This is a genomic window from Streptosporangium sp. NBC_01810 (genome assembly GCF_035917355.1).
In the GTDB taxonomy this organism is placed as follows: domain Bacteria; phylum Actinomycetota; class Actinomycetes; order Streptosporangiales; family Streptosporangiaceae; genus Streptosporangium.
In genome coordinates this window covers 4398132-4416345 of the sequence record NZ_CP109070.1, presented here as the reverse complement: position 1 = coordinate 4416345, position 18214 = coordinate 4398132, and the positions used below count along the sequence as shown (strand labels likewise).

Sequence of the window (18214 nt, the reverse complement as noted above, 5' to 3'; positions counted from 1 at the left end):
GATCTTCCCGCCGATGGACGGCACAGATCATCCAGGTCGACGGGTCACGGGATGAAAGCCCGGTAAGTGTCCGGCCTACGGGTGATCTCTGCTCGCGATCAGGGCGGCGACCCCGTCCAGGATGCGGTCCAGGCCGAAGGTGAGGGCGTGGGCGGGGTCGGAGATCGCCTGGTGGGCCTGGCCCGCCGCCTCGCCGACGCGGGAGGCGACGGGGAAGCGGGTGCCGTCCATGATCTTGTCGAGCATCGGGGCGTTGGACAGCCACCACTCGGTGTCGGTCATCCCGCTCTCCTGCCGGACCCGTTCCTGGTTGGCCGCGGCCCTGGCGGTGCTCTGCACGTGGCTGAGGACCAGGGCCAGGACGGAGTCCATCTCGACGTCCGTCAGGCCGACGCCGTCCAGCGGGCGTAGCTCGGCCTCGTACTTGAGCGACGCGTTCGGCCCCAGCGTGGAGCGGGCGTCGATGACCTGAAGCATCCATGGGGTGCGCCGGTAGAGGTCCCAGTTGCGGGCGGCGACGAACCCCATCGCGCCCCGCCACCCGCCTGCCTGCCGGGACGGAGTGTCCACATCGGCGTACAGCTCCCCGTAGGCGGTGTCGACCATGAGGTCGACCAGTTCGCCCTTGCCGGGGACGTGGGTGTAGAGGGACATGGTCCCGACCTCCAGCCGCTCGGCGACCTGGCGCATCGAGACCGCTTCGAGCCCCTCGGCGTTGGCCAGCTCGATGGCCGCCAGGACGATCGAGCGCACGGTGAGCCCGGAGCGCCCCGGCTTGCTGTGCGAGCCCCACAGGAGCGCCAGGCTGCGTGCCGGGTCGGCGTCGGAAGCTTTTTTCGCACTCAAGGGAACGGTCTCCAGATTCTCGTCGTTGAGACCACCGTAACCGAGCCGTACGATGTACGGTACAGTCTACGCTTTAGAGGTGCGACGGCACCGGATGAGAAGACGGGCGAAAAGGGGTGAAACGGGTGACTGTGAAAGCGGCAGAGTTCGCGATCGCCGCGCACGACGTGCGCAAGAACTATGCGGGTGCCTCCGAGGGGACGGGGCTCAACGGGTTCGACCTGCGGGTGGCGGCCGGCACGGTCTGCGGCCTGCTCGGGCCCAACGGCGCGGGCAAGACCACGGTGATCCGGATCCTGTCCACGCTGCTGCGCCCGGACTCGGGCCGGGCGAGCGTCGCGGGATTCGACGTCGTCGCGCAGGCGCGGCAGGTTCGCGAGCGGATCGGGCTGGTCGGCCAGTACGCGGCGGTCGACGAGATCCTCAGCGGGCGGCAGAACCTGGTGATGTTCGGCAGGCTGAACCACCTGCCGGCCACCGGGGCGCGGAGGCGGGCCGACGACCTGCTGGAGCGCTTCTCGCTGGCGGACGCCGGGGCCAAGCCGGTCGGCGAGTACTCCGGCGGCATGCGCAGGCGACTCGACCTGGCGGCGAGCCTCATCGTCGCGCCCTCGGTGCTCTTCGTGGACGAGCCCACCACCGGCCTCGACCCGGCAGCCCGCCAGGAGGTCTGGTCGGCCATCCGTGACCTGGTCGGCTCCGGCACGACGGTGCTGCTCACCACCCAGTACCTGGAGGAGGCGGACCGGCTGGCCGACCGGATCACGATGCTCGGCGCGGGCCGGGTCGTCACCGAGGGCACCCCGGAGGAGCTGAAGTCCGCCATCGGCGGCGACTGGCTCGACCTCGTCCTCGCCGATCCGGCGGACGTGGCCAGGGCGGAGGCGCTCGCGGCGCGGGTCGCGTCCGGCGGGATCCAGGTGGACGCCGAATCGCGCCGGGTCAGCATCCCGGTCGCCGAGCGCACCCGGGCACTCGTCACCATGGCCACCGCGCTCGGCGACGCCGGAATCGAGCCGATCGACGTCACGCTGCGCCGCCCCACGCTCGACGAGGTCTTCCTGCACCTGACGGGCGCCACAGGCGGCGAGCGGTTCCCGGCCCCCGCCCCGGCGGCCCGTACGGAGGTGTCCGCGTGAGTACGACGACCTCGACCCTGCCCGCCACCTCTCCGCTCTCCCGGTTCGGCTGGGCACTGGCCGACTCCTGGACGATCACCCTGCGCGACCTGAATCACTGGGTCCGCCGCCCGGGGACGGTCATCGTCGGCTGGCTCTTCCCGGTCATGATGGTGCTGATGTTCGGCGGCCTGTTCGGCGGCGCCATCGGTGTTCCCGGTGGGGGTGGCTACTTCGACTTCCTGATCCCCGGCATGTTCGCCATGACGATGCTCTTCGGCCTGGAGAGCACGATGATGGCGGTCACCACCGACGCGGCCAAGGGCGTGACCGACCGGTTCCGCTCGATGCCCATGAGCGCCTCGGCGGTCGTCATGGGCCGCGGGATCGCCGACATGCTCAACTCGGTGGTCGGGCTGGCCGTCATGATCGGGGCCGGGCTGCTGCTCGGCTGGCGTGCCGAGGGCGGCCTGCCCGAGGCGCTGGCCGCCGTGGGCCTGCTCCTGCTGCTGCGCTTCGCCCTGCTCTGGGTGGGAATCTATGTCGGCCTCGTCGCGGGAGGGCCGGAGGTGGTGACGTCGGTGCAGATCCTGGTCTGGCCCGTCGGCTTCCTGTCCAGCGTGTTCGTCGACCCCGCCACCATGCCCGGCTGGCTCGGGGCGATCGCGCAGTGGAACCCGCTCTCGGCCACCGCCACGGCCGCCAGAGGGCTCTTCGACAACCCCGGCTGGGCGGGGGAGTCGTGGATCGTGCAGAACGCCCCGCTCATGGCGGTGGTCTGGCCGCTGCTGCTGATCGCCGTCTTCCTGCCGCTGTCGGCGCGCAGGTTCCGCCGGCTCGGCGGCTGACGGAGTCTGCCTCCCGGCCGTCAGATCTCTGTGCGGCCGGGGGAAGCCCTGTTTCCCGATGGATCACAACGTTTGCCGCCGCGAGAAGATGCTCCGCGTTTTACATTGCCGCTCCGCCTTTTACATCGTGGTGACGGAATCCGTCGGAGCCTGTAACTGACGGTAGTGAACCTGGGGACATGAGTGAGACGGAACGGGAACGATCCGCCTCGGGGTGGACGCTCAACAAGGAACTGCTCAACGTCGGCGCGATCATCGTCGCCGCAGGCATAGCCCATCTCGTCATGGGCCTGATTGGACATGAGAAGTACGGGCCGTTCATGCTCCTGCTGCTCGGCGGGGTGCTCGTCGTGGCGGCGCTCGGTCACCGGTTCTACGAAGACCGGCGCCATCGCGTCCCCGTGGTCGAGGAGTGTCTGAGGTGTGGGGCGGTGACGGGTGAAGCATGAACCATCACCACCCTGAGCCCCTCTTACACCTGTTCTAACCGATTCGGTCTAGATCGGGATCTTGGGAGATTTCCGGCTTAGGATTCCGGCGTGCCCGCGACTCCTGGGATTTACCGGTTCCTCGGCTGCCTTGTCGTGCTGGCTTCGGCGATCGTTCCGCTCCCCGCGGCCGCGTACGCCGAGGCCGCACCCGTTGACACCGTGCTGCCCGGCACCCGGGTCACCGTACGGGAGGACTCCACGGACCCGCTCAGGGTGACCTCCTACTCCCTGGGCAAGATGACCTATCTGCGCAGGGGCGACGGGTTCACCCGGCAGGCCGCCTACCAGGAGGTCACGGTCGCGCCGAAGGGGGGCAACGCACTCGCGGTGCCCACCTCCTACAAGAGCGGCTACGACTCGGTCGTCCTGCTCGACCTGGCGACCTCCAAGGGCACCAGGATCCGTACGGTGAAGAAGCCGCTCGTCGCGCACTACGTGCACTGGAGCCGCGACGGCGGCAAGGCGGTGCTGACCACCGAGCGGAAGAGCGGCTCGGCGTGGGTGGCCTCCGGGTTCGTGGTCGTCGACGTGTCGGCGAAGAGCGCCAAGGCGGTGACCGTGGCCGGTGTCGACAAGGCCGCGCGGTTCCGCTGGAGCTCCGACGGCACCGAGGTGGTGGCCGAGTACCAGGGCGGTGCCCGCTTCTACGGGCAGGACGGCACGATCCGCCGCACCCTGGCCAAGACCGGCAGACCCGCCGGCGGGGAGGACGCCTTCACCCCTTCGGGCAAGGGCCTGATGACCTGGTGCCCGTCCAGCCACACCGAGCACGTCTGCGTCTGGGATCGCACCTCGGGCAGGCTCGCGGCCAAGGTGCCCGGCATCAAGCCGAAGGCCCTGTGGGGGTGGTGGGACGAGAAGCACTTCATCGCGGTCATCCCCTCCGGGAACCACTACCAGGTGGTCCTGTCGACCCTGAAGGGCAAGACCACGCGGGTGCTGGCCGCCTTCGCCGCCGCCGACTGGAACAACAAGCTCTATCTCGGATACACCCGGAGGTAAGGGGTCTCTCACCGAGCGGTGGGGACGTCCTTCGCGGAGCTCAGAGGTACAGGCCGGTGCCGTTGTCGGTCTGCGGGGTGGCGATGGCGTGCAGGTCGCGCTCGCGCATGACCAGGTAGAGCTGGCCGTGCACCTCGACCTCGTACTGGTCCTCGGGGTTGAACAGGACCTTGTCGCCGACCTTGACCGCCCGGACGTTCTGGCCCGCGCCGCAGACCTCACCCCAGACGAGGCGGTTGGCCATCTTCACCGTCGCCGGGATGACGATGCCGGCCGTGCTGCGCCGTTCCTCTGACTCTTGCTCGACCTTGACCATGACGCGGTCGTGGAGCATCTGGATCTCGAACTTCGGGTCACCCACGTCATGAAGTTTATGGGAACCGCGGAGCCGTGCCTGCTTGTCCGTGGACTCGGGTCGTGAGAAGGCCGGTCGGCAACGACATCGGTGGTGAAATCGCCTGCGAAGTAGGATCTCGCGCTATGACGTCTCCCGCGCTCGTAAGCGAATTTATCGACTGGTATCTGGCGGAGAATCCCATCTATGCCGCCCTCGCGGGCGCGCCGGGGTACGACAGGACCCTCGGCGACTTCACCGAGGCGGGCATCCTCGCCAGGGAGCGGCAGGCGCGCCGCTGGCTGGAGCGGCTGCAGGGGGAGCAGGGGGGACAGGGCACGGAAGGCCCCGGAGACTTCGAGGACGAGATCGACCGCATCCGCGACGACTACCTGGCCGCGGGCCGCGGTGATCTGCGCACCTTCCACGACACGCTGGCGGGTTCCGGCGGCCTCCCGCTGGGCCTTGCCCGCCGGGTCGCGCTGGAGGGCTAGCCTCTCGGAGGAGACCCGCCGCCTTCGGACGCGGCCCCGCGCCTATGTCCTGGCGACGGCGCGGCGGCGGGTCTCGGGGACGATCAGCGGGGTGCCGCTCTGCGGGTCCTTGATGATCTCGCAGCGCAGGTCGAAGACCTCCCGTACCAGCCCGGCCGTGACGATCGAGGAGGGGTCGCCCTCGGCGACGATCCGGCCGTCGCGCATCACGATCAGGTGGGTGGCGTAGCGGCAGGCCTGGTTCAGGTCGTGCAGTACGGCGACCAGGGTCCTGCCCTGCTCGTGCAGGTCGGCGCAGAGGTCGAGCACCTCGATCTGGTGGGCGATGTCCAGGAAGGTCGTCGGCTCGTCGAGCAGCAGGATCGGGGTCTCCTGGGCCAGCGCCATGGCCAGCCAGACGCGCTGGCGCTGGCCGCCGGAGAGCTCGTCCACGCAGCGGTCGGCCAGCTCGGTCACGTCCGTCGACTCCATGGCCGCCGCCACCGCGGCCTCGTCCTCGCGGGACCACTGGCGCATCATCCGCTGGTGCGGATAGCGGCCCCGGCCCACCAGGTCGGCGACCGTGATGCCGTCGGGCACGATCGAGCTCTGCGGCAGCAGGCCCAACCTGCGCGCCACCTCCTTGGACGGCAGCGAGGTGATCACGGATCCGTCCAGGTGGACCGCCCCCGCGCGGGGCTTGAGCATGCGGGCCAGGGCCCGCAACATCGTGGACTTGCCGCACGCGTTGGGACCGATGATCACGGTGAACGACCCGTCGGGGATCGTGACGTCCAGATCTCTGGCCACCACGCGCTTGTCGTAGGAGAGGGTCAGGCCGGTGCCGTACAGTCTCAACGTCGTTCCCTCTCGGACGCGGCCATGGCCACGACGTCCCTACTCACCGGGTACCCCTCCCTGCCGGTATGGCCAAGGTAAGGCTAATCTAATGAAATAGTCATTTAGGTAAGCCTATCCTTCAAAGAGGGAAATGTCCCTACCGGTTCTCCGCAGCGGGGATTCATGGCCGTCGGCCTCGTGTTCGCCCTCGCCGCGTGCGGGAGCGGAGCCGAGACGGCAGACCCGGTAGGCCTACGAGGTGGAGCGGACGGGATCAGGCGTAGGCGCCGCGGACCTCGATGATGTCGGCGAGCGGGAACTCCAGGTAGTCGCCCGCCTCCTCGCACCACGCGTCGAGCACGCCGCTGCGCAGCTCGCCGTGGCTGATGGTGGCGGTCAGGCCGTCGGTCAGCGTGATCGCCGCCCGCACGCCCCGGTCGACGACGAAGCCGAGCAGCGACTGCTGGGCGGTCGGCAGGCGGGAGGCCATGCGGCCGATGACCGCCCACGTCCTGCCGCCGGACTGGGCGGCCTGGCCCTCGGCGACGAGCAGGCGCTGAGCGTGCTCGCGAGGGTCCGGCGGCGGCTCCACCAGCGGGTACGGGGGCTGCTCGAACTCGGCGACCCTGCCCCCGGGCAGCAGGATCAGCCGTCCGTTCCGTGGTTCCTCGACGCGGGCCCTGCGGATGGTGATCTCCCCGGTGTCCTCGATGGGCACCGGGGCGTAGCCGTTCTCCCGCAGCGCCGTCAGGGTCCTGTCGGCGGGCATCGCGCTGGCCAGCACGGTCGGGGCGAGTAGCCGCAGGCCCAGCCTGCCCAGCCGCCGGTGCCCGGCGATCTCGGCCAGCAGCGCCGGGTCGGAGGCCTGCACGATGCAGGCGACGGTGGTCACCGTGACCTCGCCGTGCCGCCTGGCCACGTCGTGAATCAGGTAGTCGAGGGGCTGCGGAACCCTGCCCACCTCCGCGAGGTCGGTCAGCAGGCCCTCGGCGGTGTAGCCGGAGTCCATGGCCCGGCGCACGCTGGCCGGGGTGAACCGCCACACCGAGGCCGCGCCGCGCGACTCGCGCTCGGCGGCCCGGTCGAGCAGCTCGGCGAGCTCGCCCGCGGGCGGGCCGGTCACCACCGCGGTGAGGTCGGCGCCGAAGAGCGCGCTCCGCCGCACGCTGGCCAGCGCCCTGGTGGAGCACTCGACCAGTACGGGATCGTTCTCCACCAGGGGCGTGGAGTCGTCGATCTCGTCGCCGGGGAAGGCGTCCAGCCCGGCTATCGCGCGGCCGAGGTCGGTGATCGTGTCGAGGGCGACCAGCCCGAGCATCCGGGCCTCCTCCAACACGGCGGAAGCGCACTCGGCCAGCAGCGACCGGTCCAGCAGCGGGGCGTGCCAGTACGTGGACTCGACCAGCCCGGCCCGGTCGACGCACGCGGTGTTGGCGGGCAGACGGGCCAGCACGCCGAGCACCGCCCTCCGAGCACGGGCGACCATGGCTCCGGCGGGATCGTCGCCGAGCACCGTGCCGTACTTGCCGTCGACCTTCCGGAGCGACGAGCGCTCCATCCGCCACCACGCCGACAGCAGTACCCGGAGCCTGGCGGCCGCGTCGTCCAGCCGCCAGCGGTCGAACTTCTCGGTGGGCACCAGCCCGCCGGCGGAATCGTCCCAGGCCAGCAGCCGGGCCACCGCGCAGACCTCCAGCAGCAGCCGGGTCTCGTCCTCGTCGCAGCCGGTGTCCCTGGCCACTCGACGGACCTCGCGCACGCCCACCCCGCCTGCCTTGAGCAGCGGCAGCGGGAACTTCGCGGTGTTCTCCAGCATGGCGGCGCAGCGCTCCACCACGTGTGGCGCGGCCAGGGTCATCAGGTGGTCGACGGCCTCGGGATCGACCGGGACCGTGGCGAGGTCGGGCGGTACGGGGGTGAAGGGCGGATGGTAGTCGGGGCCGCGCAGCGCGAGCGCCACCTCACGAGGCATCGCGGCCACGTTCCAGCTGGGGCGGAAGAGCAGCCCGTGATCGGCGGCCCACTTCTCGGGAGCCCCCGGCACCACGAACGCGCCGCCGTCCACGTCTCGGACGGGACCGTCCCAGGCGAACTCCTCAAGCAGCCGCCTCGCGCCCTCCGGGGCCTTCTCCAGCAGCGCGATCACCCGCTGAGGGTCGGAGAGGATCTCGGTGACCCTGGCGACCGTGTGCCGTTTCGGGCCGTTCGGCAGGCCCAGGGTCCTGGCCAGCCCGCGCAGCGCGTCGGCGCTGACGGTCCAGGAGTTCAGGTAGTTGGGGAGCGGCTCACCGAGCCCGCAGGGGGCGGTCCACCACCGGGCGAGCCCCTCGGCCACCCGGATACGGCCCTCACCGTCCGGCCACGCCAGGGCGTGGTCGAACAGCAGGTCGAGCCAGGGCGCCACCTCGGCCTCGGGCACGCCCATGAACCGGGCCACCGCCTCAGGCCCGGCCTGCTCGCCGAGGGTCAGTGAGGCCTGTGCCACCTCCAGGGAGGGCAGCGGCAGGCCGCGCATGACCTCCATCACCGCGAACCCGCTGCCCAGCCGCTGCGCCAGGGTGTCCAGGCGGCGCGGCCACGGCGGGGCGATGGCGTCCGGCCGGTTGGCCAGAACTCGGGCGAGCCGTTCTTCGTCGAGGGTTTTCAACCAGCCGAGCAGGTGATCGTCCATCTCGCAGCTCTCTCAGGAATCTCGCGCGGGGACTCTCCGTGAGCCATAAACATCCACGGTAATGCAGAGGGCATCTCTGACGGCATCTACCGCGCAGAATGCGACGCGTTATGTGAGGTCTCCATCCGGTTCTAACGGTCCCGGGGCCGCCAAGAGGGAGAAGTGGCGGCCCCGGGACCGGTTGGCGCCCTTAAGGGGAAGAGGCGGCGCCGTCCGGAAGGGGTCGGTGGAGGTCGTGGAGAAGCGGGGGAACGGTACGCGGCGGGCGTTCGTGAGGCTACGGGCGGTCGAGGGGAGCGGGATCCTCGCGAAGGCCCGTTCTGAGGACGGCCCAGACAATCTTGCCGTACGGGGCCAGCGGTGCCCAGCCCCAGCGGAGGCTCAGCGACTCGACGATGTGCAGTCCGAGGCCGCCGATGTCGAGTGGCGATGGATCGCGAAGCGTGGGGAAGCCGGCTCCCGGGTCGTTGAGTGTGCAGGCGACCAGGTTGCCCCGCCGGAGCAGGGAGAGCCGGACCGGCTCCCTGGCGCGCGACTCGGCGAGCCGGAGGCCGTGTCTGATGGCGTTGGTCGTCAGTTCCGAGACGACCAGCTCCATGTTCTCGCTCAGCTCGCCGAGATTCCAGCCGGTGAGAGTGCCGGTCGCGAAGCTGCGGGCGGAGTGGACGGACTCGGCGTGTGGCGGGAGCACGAAGGTGGCGCTGGCCATGACTGCCGGGGATCCAAGGAGAAGATCGCGCGCGGAGTCGGGCCACCAGCCTGCGGGGGGCCACCAGTCGAGCGCCGTCCATGACGTTGACGCTCGGGGAGGCGCGGTTTGGGCGGACTGCACAGCCGCAATCATGGTGCAAACTCCCGTGCAGGTGCAAGAGCGAATGCACGTGCATAAGGTGTGTGCAACCGCTACCGTTACCCGTGATTGGGTAATTTCATGCGAAAGGGGATCTTGATCGTGGCCAGGGATTCTTCGGCCGCGAAGTGACAGACTGTCGATCAGGAAAGCGAGCGAGGAGCACCACGTGTCCATGGATCCGCCCGGTACCGGTTCCACTGTCCGGCGCATCATGCTCGGCGCGAGCCTGCGCCGGCTGCGTGAGGAGAAAGGGCTCGCCCGTGAGGCCGCGGGATTCCACATCCGTGCCTCAGAGTCCAAGATCAGCCGCATGGAACTCGGACGTGTCGGTTTCAAGACGCGTGACGTGGAAGACCTGCTCACCCTGTACGGCGTGCTCGACGACGCAGAACGGCGCGGCCTGCTGGAGATGGTCCGCGAGGCGAACACCCCCGGCTGGTGGCACAAGTACGGCGACCTGTTGCCGAACTGGTTCACCACCTACGTGGGGCTGGAGGAGGCGACGAACATGATCCGCACCTACGAGGTGCAGTTCATTCCCGGCCTGCTGCAGACGTCCGCCTACGCGCGCACCGTGATCCGGTTGGGCTACCCGGACGCGCTGGAGGCGGAGATCGAGCGTCGTGTGCATATGCGCATGCAGCGGCAGGATCGCCTGACGAAGAAGGACGGCCCCCGGTTGTGGGCGGTCATCGACGAGGCGGCCCTGAGGCGTCCCATCGGAGGCAAGGAGACCATGCGTGAGCAGATCCAGCACCTGCTGGAGGTGGCCACGCTGCCCAACATCACCCTTCAGGTGATGCCCTTCCGATTCGGCATGCACGCGGCCGAGGGTGGTGCGTTCAGCATCTTGCGGTTTCCCGAGTCCGATCTGTCGGACGTCGTCTATGTCGAGCAGCTCTGGGGTGCCCTCTACCTTGACAAACGTGAGGACATCGACCCATACCTCACAGCCATGGAGCAGTTGTGCGTGGAAAGCACCACGCCCGGGGGCACCGCCGAGATCCTCGGCGACCTTCTCAGAGAGATGTAAATGAACCAGACCTACAACGGCATGCCGGCCACTGACCTTGCCGGGGCCAGCTGGCGCAAGAGCCGCTACAGCAACTCGACGGGTAACTGCGTCGAGCTTGCCGAGCTTTCGGACGGCAGCATCGCGGTCCGCAACTCGCGTTTTCCCGAGGGTCCTGCCCTGATCTACACCCGGGACGAGATTCGTGCCCTGGTGCTCGGCGTGAAGGATGGGGAGTTCGACGGTTTAACGGTGTAACGCCGTTTTTACGTCAGGGCCGCAGGGTTAACCGAGGCGCGCCGGTGGTGTAACCGGGGGAGTGGAACGGCACGGAAGAGTTTGAGGTCACAGCGATTGGGGGCTCAAACCGTGCTCGACCAGATGACCTTGTACCCGGTGGCCGACGACGTGCTGTTCGCGCCAGGCGGGCGTGTCGTTATCCGTACCTACGGCGTCGCCTCGGCGGCAACAGGGGAGGGTGCGCCCGCTCCGGTGTCCTATCGCACATGGGTCACCGGAGTGCGCGACCAGCCACGCTACTGGCGCTGGGGCCACTTCGAGGATGCCTGCCACGGTCACCGCAGGGTTCTCGAATGGCTGACGGGGCGAGGTCCGCAGCCCGCCGCGGCGGCCGCCTGAACGAGATCTCCACGCTGTATCACCGCGGAGGGCTACGCGGACCCGTGGCGGGAGACCCTGCTGGTGCCCTTTCCCGGCTCCCGCCTCGCCCCGATCTAGGCAGAGCCCCCGCCTCGCCCCGATCTGGTGAGGCGTCCCCGAACGTTGACCGGGCTTTTCCGGGCCGGAACGTCTGTTCCCCGCTGCGGGTTTCCCGGTCAACGTTCGGTGTGGGGCCACTAGGCGGCGGGGAGGACCGGGGCGTTCCAGGTGAGGACGACCGGCTCGTCGCGCTCGAAGCCGAGCCGGGAGTAGGTGCCGGTGTCCAGGCGGAACAGGCGGCCGTCGGCCGGGGGCAGGCCGAGCCAGCGGGCGCACAGCATCCGCAGGAAGTGCCCGTGGGCGACCAGGAGCACCTCGCCGTCCGCGGCCCGGGCGCGGGCGATCACCCGGTCGGCGCGGGCTGCGACCTGCTCCGCGCTCTCGCCGGGGTGATCGGCGTCGCCGGGGATGACGCCGTCGCGCCACAGGTACCAGCCGGGGCGGGTCTCGCGGATCGCCAAGGTGGTGATGCCCTCGTAGCCGCCGTAGTCCCATTCCCACAGGTCGGGGTCGGTCTCGTAGTCCTTGATCCCGGCGAGCTCGGCGGTGTCCCTCGCGCGCAGGGCCGGGCCGACCAGGGTGAGACCGAAGGTCCGGCCCGCGACCAGCGGGGCCAGCGCCTGTGCCTGCTCCTCGCCCTTGGCTGTCAGTCGCAGGTCGGTGCGTCCGGTGTGCCGACCGTCCCGGCTCCACTCGGTCTCACCATGCCGCAGCAGAATCATCTGGTCCATGGTGCACTATCATGCCGTCAGCGGCCCGTCGCCCACGCTTCGGGGTGGAGGCTCCGGAGTCCTCGCGGGTCAGCGCCCCGCGAGCGCTCCTCTCAGCGCCCCGCGAGCGCTCCTCTCAGCGCCCCGCGAGCTCCTCGAGGACTTCGACGTCAGCCGCGACCGGTCAGACGATCGTGGTCGACAGCGGGACCACGGCGCATCGTCCGGAGCACGCGATCAGGGCCGGGGAGCGTGCGAAACTGGATCCGTGACGTTATCTGTGGGTCTGGTAGGTGCCGGGCCGTGGGCCGAGATGGTGCACGCGCCGATGCTGGCGGCTGGTCCGAACACACGTCTGGCGGGTGTGTGGGCTCGCCGCCCCGAGGCCGCGGCCAGGTTCGGGGCTCCGGTCTTCGAGCGGATCGAGGAACTCTTCGACAACTGCGAGGCCGTCGCGTTCTCGGTGCCGCCCGCCGTTCAGGCGGAGCTCGGCGTGCTCGCAGCCAAGGCGGGTAAGGCGCTGCTGCTGGAGAAACCGCTCGCCGCCGACCTGGACGGTGCCCGGCGGCTGGCCGAGGCGGTCGCCGAGGCGGGCGTGGCCTCGCAGATGGTCCTCACCTGGCGTTACTCGCCCGCCACCCGGGCCTTCCTGGCCAGGGTCTCGGCCATCGAGCCGTTCGGCGGCCGGGCGGCCAACATCTCGGGAGCGATGCTCGGCGGGGCCTTCGCCACCTCCTGGCGACTGGAACGCGGCGCGATCCTCGACGTCGGCCCGCACATGATCGACATGTTGGACGCCGCGCTCGGCCGGGTCGTCGGGGTCCGCGCCCACGGCAATCCGCTGGGCTGGGTCGGCCTGCTGCTGGAGCACGAGACCGGCGCGGTCAGCGAGGCGTCGCTGTGCATGAGCGTGCCGGGCGAGAGCCCGCCCGCCGACATCGAGATCTACGGCCGCCTCGGCCGGGAGTCCATCGACGACACCCGGCTGGGCTCCGACGTCTTCTCCCTCATGCTCGTGGAGTTCGAGCGGACCGTGCGGCGCGGTGGCGGCCACCCCCTGGGCGCCGCGCACGGCCTGCGCCTGCAGGAGATCATCGCCGCCGCCGAGGAACAGCTCGGCTGAGAGACGCCCCTGCTGAACGACGGCCCGCCGGACGAGCGGCTCCGTACGCGTGCGGCCTGCCGGCGGGATGGCGCGCCTGGAGGGTTGGAGAGCGGCTCTTTCGAAGAGCGGGCCTGGAGGTTCGGCGAGCGGCCCCTCCGGAGCGCGGCCTACCTGGAGAGCCACAGAGCGGTCAGCCCGGAGCCTCGGCATAGAGGCTGTTCGGGGGAGTTGATAGCGTTCGTCCAACGCGCGGCGTGAGCGAAGTCCGGTGTGAGCCCGGCGCTGTCCCGCAACTGTCATGGCCCCTCGTGGGTCGAGCCAGGTCGCCTCCGCCGCGTTGTCGACGCCGACCCTCGTGGAAAAGGGTGACCCGTCCTTGCCTGGGTCCCTCGGTTCCGGTAACTGAAAGGACCTCACGTGAGGCCCGTACGCAGCGCCCTCGCCGGCGCACTGCTCGCCACGCTGACCCTCGCCGGATGCGGTCAGAGTTCCCCAGCCACCTCGGCTTCCCCCACCTCGGCAAGCGCCGCCGCCACCTCCCCTTCCCCGGCGGCGGGTTTCCCCGTCACGGTGGAGGCGGGCAACGGCTCCGTCACCATCCAGAGCAGGCCCGAGCGGATCGTCTCGCTCGCGCCCGCCGCCACCGAGAGCCTGTTCGCGATCGGCGCCGGATCACAGGTCATCGCGGTGGACGACCGATCCAACCACCCCGCGGAAGCGCCGAAGAGCGAGCTGTCCGGTTTCAAGCCGAACGTTGAGGCGATCATCGCCCAGAAGCCGGACCTGGTCGTGCTCTCCGATGACATCGACGGCATCGTGGCCGCGCTGGGCAAGGTCGGAGTACCGGTGCTGCTGGAGCCCGCCGCCACCAAGCTGGACGAGACCTACGACCAGATCACCGACCTCGGTGCCGCCACCGGCAACGGCGAGCGGGCCACCGAACTCGCCGCGCAGATGAAGAAGCAGCTCGACGAGCTCGCCGCCGCCGCACCGAAGGACACGAAGCTCACCTATTACCACGAGCTGGACGTCACCCCCTACGCGGCGACCTCCGCCACCTTCATCGGCCAGATCTACGGGCTGTTCGGCCTGACCAACATCGCCGACAAGGCCCCCGACGCGGCGGGCGGCTACCCCAAGCTCTCCGCCGAGTTCGTCGCGCAGGCCGACCCCGACCTCGTCTTCCTGGCCGACACCAAGTGCTGCGGCCAGTCGAAGGACACCCTCGCCAAGCGTCCGGGCTGGTCCAAGCTGTCGGCCATCAAGAACGACCGGGTCATCCTCCTCGACGACGACATCGCCTCCCGCTGGGGGCCGCGCGTCGTGGATCTCGCCAAGCAGGTCGGAGAGGCCGTTCAGAAGGCCGCGGCCAGCTAGTTGACAGATCTCCCCCGCTCCTCCGGCGCTCCCGGTGGCGGCACGGACGGGCAGGCGGCCCGGCTCAGCCCGGCGGTGACGGTCCTGGCCCTGGCTCTGCTCCTGGCGAGCATGCTCGCCGGGCTGCTGGTCGGCGCCGCGGACATCGCGCCGACCAGCGTGCTGCTCCAGCTGCTCGACTGGCTGCCGTTCGTCTCGGCGGACTCGGGGCTGGCCCCGGTCGAGTCGAGCCTCCTGGTCGAGCTTCGGCTGCCCAGGGTCCTGCTCGCTGCGATCGTCGGCGGCCTGCTGGCCGTCGCCGGAGCCGGCTACCAGGGTGTCTTCCGCAACCCGCTGGCCGACCCCTACCTGCTGGGAGCGGCGGCGGGCGCCGGTCTGACGACCACCGCGGCGATCGTCTTCACCAGGGGCGACGGCGAGGCGATCGGCATCCCCGCCGCCGCCTTCGCCGGCGCCGTCGGCGGCGTCCTGCTCGCCTACGCGCTGGGCAGCGCGGCGGGCCGGGGCGGCGGCACCGCCACGCTGGTACTCGCGGGCGTGGCGGTCACGTCCTTCCTCACCGCCATCCAGACGTTCCTGCAGCAGCTCAGGGTGGAGGAGCTGCAGCGCATCTACTCCTGGATCCTTGGCAACGTCGGCGGCGGCTGGAGCCAGGTGGCGCTGGTGGCCCCGTACGCGGCCGTCTCGGTGCTGGTCATGCTGCTGCACGGCAGGCTGCTCGATGTGCTCTCGGTCGGCGACGACGAGGCGGTCACCCTCGGCCTGAACGCCGCCCGGGTCCGCCTCGTCGTGCTGTTCGCCGCCTCCCTGGCCACCGCGGCGGCCGTCGCGGTCAGCGGGCTGATCGGCTTCGTCGGCATCGTCGTGCCGCACGTGGTCCGCCGCCTGGCCGGGGCGTCGTACCGGATTGTGCTGCCGATCTCGCTGATCGGCGGGGCCGCCTTCCTGGTCCTCGCCGACCTGATCGCCAGGACCGTGCTCGCCCCGGCCGAACTGCCCATCGGGGTGGTGACCGCCTTCTTCGGCGCGCCGTTCTTCGTCGCCGTACTGCGGATGACCCGCCGGGTGGAGACGTGACCGTGGTACGAGGGGAGACGCGGTGAGCCGCCTCGCGGTGAGTGACCTGTCGGTGTTGCTGGACCGGCGGACCATCCTGTCCGGCGTCGGGCTCGACGTCCAAGGCGGCGGCTGGCTGGCCGTCATCGGTGCCAACGGCGCGGGCAAGTCCACGCTGCTGCGAGCCCTGGCAGGAGTGCTGCCCTGCGAGGGCGAGGTGCTCGTCGACGACGCGCCGATCAGACGGCTGCGGCACAGGGACCGGGCCAGGCTGCTGGCCTACGCTCCGCAGTCCCCGGCGCTGCCGGTCGACATGACGGTGTTCGACTACGCCCTGCTCGGACGCACCCCGTACATCCCCTATCTGGGCCGCGAGGGCCGTCGCGATCGCGAGGTGACCGCGTCGGTGCTGGAACGTCTGGACCTGTCGTCCCTCGCCACCCGGCGGCTCGGTCATCTGTCCGGAGGCGAGCGCCAGCGCGTGGTGCTCGCCAGGGCGCTGGCCCAGCAGGCCCCGGTGCTTCTGCTCGACGAGCCCACCACCGCCCTCGACCTGGGACACCAGCAGCAGGTGCTGGAGCTCGTGGACCGGCTCCGGCTGGCCGACGGGCTGACCGTCGTCACGACATTGCATGATTTGAGCCTCGCCGGCCAGTACGCTGACTCGATGATGTTGCTCTCCGACGGCCGGGTGGCCGCCTCCGGCACCCCGGCCGAGGTGCTGACCGGGGAGCTGATCGGCGAGCACTTCGAGGCCCGCGTCCGCGTCGTCACCGGCCCCGGCGGCAGGCCCGAGGTTCACCTGGAGCGTTCTTGACCGGGTCCGAGGTTCGTCTGAACGTTCCTGATCAGGTGCAAGGCCCGTCCGGAGGGTGTGTGAGCGGGTCCGAGGTTCAAGCGGACGCATTCGATCGGGGCCGAGGTTCGCACGGAGCCTCCCCGAGGCTGAGTCACCGCGAGGAGGACGGGGCCCGGCTGGCCTCGCTGCTGTGGGAGTTCGGCCCCGGGTGGCGGGCGATCTCCTCGGCCATGGTCGGCGGCGGCATCGGCCCGGCCGCCTGGGCGCTCAACGCGCAGGTGGTCGGCGGATACTCGCGGATGGATCCGGTGGAGCACCTGCTGGAGCTCGCCCCGCCGGGACCCGGCGTCGGCATGCTCACCGCCGCGTCCGTCGACCACTTCACCTGGGCCGACGACGGGGGAGTGGAGGCCATGGCGACCGTCGGCCTGCGCGTCCCCACCTGGGCGGCTGCTCCCGAAGGCGTCCCAGACCCCGAACTGGCCCCCGTGTACCTGCCGGGAACGATCAACATCATCGTCGCCGTGCCGGTCGCGATGAGTGACGCCGCACTGGTCAACGCGGTCATGACGGTGACCGAGGCCAAGACCCAGGCCCTGCTGGAGGCCGGTTTCCCCTGCACGGGAACCGCCTCCGACGCCGTCTGCGTGGCGGCCCCCGAGCACGGCCCGGAAGAACTCTTCGGCGGCCCCCGCTCCATCTGGGGCGCCCGCATCGCCCGCGCCGTCCACACCGCCGTCCACCGGGGCGCCCACCAGTGGGCAAAACGTGACGTGTTGACTACCTGAAGTAAGGGAATCGCGAGAAGTAGCATGTGGGCGAGGGCCAGACTCCCGATACTGAGCAGGTGACCGCGATGGCAACAACGGAGCCGACGACCAGGCGGACGGTTCTCCAAGGAGAGCCGCCGTTCACTGTCGACGACCTGCTCAAGTTTCCCGACGACGGGAACCGCTACGAGCTCTTCAATGGGAGCCTGCTGGTGAGTCCCTCTCCTATCCCCCTGCATCAGCGTGCGATCGCTCGCCTTCTCGTAATTCTCGAAGGCGTCGCACCACCTGAGTTCGAACCACTACCGGATGTCAACCTCCGGGCGAGCGACCGCGACTTCTTCATCCCCGACCTCGTCGTGGTGCCGACGAAGACCGTCGACGAGACGCAGCTGATGTTCGCGCCGCGCGACATCCTCCTCGCCGTCGAGATGGTCAGCCCGAGCACCCAGGCGCGGGACCGCCACCTCAAGAGGGCCGCCTACGCGGCCGCGGGCATTCCCGTCTACTGGCGGATCGAGCTGTCCGATGGTCCGTCCGTTCACGTCCACGAACTCGCCGGTGACGAGTACAAACCCGCCGAGAGGCACGACGCGGGAGAGGTCGCGACCCTCTTCGCCCCCTTTGAGGTTTCCTTCGATCCCGCCGTGCTGCTGCAGCCTCGGGGCTGAGCGAGGCAAGCCCTCCGCGGGTCCGGACGGCCCCCCTTCACCGGGGACGCCCGTCCGGACCCGCGTATTTCAGCTCTCCGTACGCAGGGCCGTGCCGTCGTCCCCGAGGGTGACGCCGTAGTCGGTGAGGGCGCCGTGGGGGGTATCCGGCGCCGGGTCTCCTCGCGTTTTCGAACTCGCGGGCCGTCCGTCCGGGTACGAGAGAAGCCTCCACTGACACATGAGAAGCAATGGCGGCTTTATCCCTTTTATTCCACTTTAGAGTGAATTATCAAAATATGGGGCTGTCATCCCATTGGATTCGCCGTGGCCACGGACCGCTGGGCGGGATGAGTGGGCTGGTCCCCGCGCGATATACATTGTCGCGCCGAGGCCCGGCCGGGATTAGACTTCGCATAACTGTCCGCAGCGGGGGTGGGCATGGCGAAAGGCGTGAACGGTGCCCGAATGGTGATGGCGGAGATACCCGTCTCGTGACCATGTGCAGGTAACGGTGGAAAGAAAAGTCAAGCCCCAAG

Annotated in this window: 20 protein-coding genes; 14 read left to right on the top strand and 6 right to left on the bottom strand. The window is 69.9% G+C overall.

What is annotated here, in order from left to right; all coding sequences use genetic code 11:
* Nucleotides 1-75: 75 nt before the first annotated feature.
* Nucleotides 76-846: a TetR/AcrR family transcriptional regulator gene (locus OIE13_RS19110; protein ID WP_326828473.1), complete on the bottom strand. Its 771-nt coding sequence runs from the start codon at nt 844-846 to the stop codon at nt 76-78.
* A gap of 125 nt (nt 847-971) precedes the next feature.
* Here OIE13_RS19110 and OIE13_RS19105 point away from each other — a divergent pair, with 125 nt between their 5' ends.
* From OIE13_RS19105 to OIE13_RS19090, 4 genes are all read left to right on the top strand, one after another.
* Nucleotides 972-1985 carry an ATP-binding cassette domain-containing protein gene (locus tag OIE13_RS19105; RefSeq protein WP_442811542.1) on the top strand — a complete coding sequence of 338 codons (1014 nt, stop codon included), beginning with the start codon at nt 972-974 and terminating at the stop codon, nt 1983-1985.
* Nucleotides 1982-2812 (top strand): ABC transporter permease, encoded by an 831-nt coding sequence (locus OIE13_RS19100; protein ID WP_326637916.1) that lies wholly within the window; start codon nt 1982-1984, stop codon nt 2810-2812. Before OIE13_RS19105 ends, OIE13_RS19100 begins: the two co-directional genes overlap by 4 nt.
* A 179-nt stretch (nt 2813-2991) precedes the next feature.
* Entirely contained in the window at nt 2992-3261 is a 270-nt protein-coding gene (locus tag OIE13_RS19095) for a hypothetical protein (RefSeq protein ID WP_326637917.1), read from the top strand.
* 90 nt (nt 3262-3351) lie between these two features.
* Nucleotides 3352-4305 carry a hypothetical protein gene (locus OIE13_RS19090; RefSeq protein WP_326637918.1) on the top strand — a complete coding sequence of 318 codons (954 nt, stop codon included), beginning with the start codon at nt 3352-3354 and terminating at the stop codon, nt 4303-4305.
* A gap of 40 nt (nt 4306-4345) precedes the next feature.
* On the opposite strand, the gene OIE13_RS19085 is transcribed toward OIE13_RS19090, so the two are convergent.
* Nucleotides 4346-4666: a GroES family chaperonin gene (locus OIE13_RS19085; RefSeq protein ID WP_326637919.1), complete on the bottom strand. Its 321-nt coding sequence runs from the start codon at nt 4664-4666 to the stop codon at nt 4346-4348.
* A 119-nt stretch (nt 4667-4785) separates the two neighbouring features.
* On the opposite strand from OIE13_RS19085, the gene OIE13_RS19080 reads away from it, so the two are divergent.
* Nucleotides 4786-5133: a hypothetical protein gene (locus OIE13_RS19080; protein ID WP_326637920.1), complete on the top strand. Its 348-nt coding sequence runs from the start codon at nt 4786-4788 to the stop codon at nt 5131-5133.
* 42 nt (nt 5134-5175) lie between these two features.
* Here the strand turns inward: OIE13_RS19080 and OIE13_RS19075 are convergent, their stop codons facing one another.
* From OIE13_RS19075 to OIE13_RS19065, 3 genes are all read right to left on the bottom strand, one after another.
* Nucleotides 5176-5970 (bottom strand): ABC transporter ATP-binding protein, encoded by a 795-nt coding sequence (locus OIE13_RS19075; RefSeq protein WP_326637922.1) that lies wholly within the window; start codon nt 5968-5970, stop codon nt 5176-5178.
* A 256-nt stretch (nt 5971-6226) separates the two neighbouring features.
* Complete coding sequence (locus OIE13_RS19070; protein WP_326637923.1) at nt 6227-8623, bottom strand: helicase-associated domain-containing protein; 2397 nt, start codon at nt 8621-8623, stop codon at nt 6227-6229.
* Between the two features lie 277 nt (nt 8624-8900).
* Nucleotides 8901-9332 (bottom strand): ATP-binding protein, encoded by a 432-nt coding sequence (locus tag OIE13_RS19065; protein ID WP_326637924.1) that lies wholly within the window; start codon nt 9330-9332, stop codon nt 8901-8903.
* A 316-nt stretch (nt 9333-9648) separates the two neighbouring features.
* Between OIE13_RS19065 and OIE13_RS19060 the strand changes: the two genes are divergently transcribed.
* The 3 genes from OIE13_RS19060 (at nt 9649) to OIE13_RS19050 (ending at nt 11127) form a co-directional block, all read left to right on the top strand.
* A complete protein-coding gene (locus OIE13_RS19060) occupies nt 9649-10509 on the top strand; it encodes a helix-turn-helix domain-containing protein (RefSeq protein ID WP_442811745.1) in 861 nt (286 codons plus the stop codon).
* Nucleotides 10510-10746 carry a DUF397 domain-containing protein gene (locus OIE13_RS19055; RefSeq protein ID WP_326637925.1) on the top strand — a complete coding sequence of 79 codons (237 nt, stop codon included), beginning with the start codon at nt 10510-10512 and terminating at the stop codon, nt 10744-10746.
* A gap of 123 nt (nt 10747-10869) precedes the next feature.
* Nucleotides 10870-11127, top strand: a complete 258-nt coding sequence (locus OIE13_RS19050; RefSeq protein ID WP_326637926.1) for a hypothetical protein — start codon at nt 10870-10872, stop codon at nt 11125-11127.
* Nucleotides 11128-11345: 218 nt separating this feature from the next.
* On the opposite strand, the gene OIE13_RS19045 is transcribed toward OIE13_RS19050, so the two are convergent.
* Nucleotides 11346-11939, bottom strand: coding sequence for a histidine phosphatase family protein (locus OIE13_RS19045; RefSeq protein ID WP_326828472.1), 594 nt, complete (start codon nt 11937-11939; stop codon nt 11346-11348).
* A gap of 247 nt (nt 11940-12186) precedes the next feature.
* Here OIE13_RS19045 and OIE13_RS19040 point away from each other — a divergent pair, with 247 nt between their 5' ends.
* The 6 genes from OIE13_RS19040 to OIE13_RS19015 all read left to right on the top strand — a co-directional run bounded on the left by OIE13_RS19040 (nt 12187) and on the right by OIE13_RS19015 (nt 17696).
* Nucleotides 12187-13041: a Gfo/Idh/MocA family protein gene (locus OIE13_RS19040; RefSeq protein WP_326637928.1), complete on the top strand. Its 855-nt coding sequence runs from the start codon at nt 12187-12189 to the stop codon at nt 13039-13041.
* A gap of 399 nt (nt 13042-13440) precedes the next feature.
* The gene (locus OIE13_RS19035; RefSeq protein ID WP_326637929.1) at nt 13441-14400 is read left to right on the top strand and encodes an ABC transporter substrate-binding protein; all 960 of its coding nucleotides are present in this window, start codon (nt 13441-13443) and stop codon (nt 14398-14400) included.
* Between the two features lie 111 nt (nt 14401-14511).
* Nucleotides 14512-15477 (top strand): FecCD family ABC transporter permease, encoded by a 966-nt coding sequence (locus tag OIE13_RS19030; RefSeq protein ID WP_442811746.1) that lies wholly within the window; start codon nt 14512-14514, stop codon nt 15475-15477.
* Nucleotides 15478-15499: 22 nt separating this feature from the next.
* Nucleotides 15500-16273: an ABC transporter ATP-binding protein gene (locus OIE13_RS19025; RefSeq protein WP_326637930.1), complete on the top strand. Its 774-nt coding sequence runs from the start codon at nt 15500-15502 to the stop codon at nt 16271-16273.
* Between the two features lie 128 nt (nt 16274-16401).
* Entirely contained in the window at nt 16402-17043 is a 642-nt protein-coding gene (locus OIE13_RS19020) for an adenosylcobinamide amidohydrolase (protein ID WP_326647017.1), read from the top strand.
* 68 nt (nt 17044-17111) lie between these two features.
* Nucleotides 17112-17696, top strand: coding sequence for a Uma2 family endonuclease (locus OIE13_RS19015; RefSeq protein WP_326637931.1), 585 nt, complete (start codon nt 17112-17114; stop codon nt 17694-17696).
* The last annotated feature ends 518 nt before the right edge of the window (nt 17697-18214 follow it).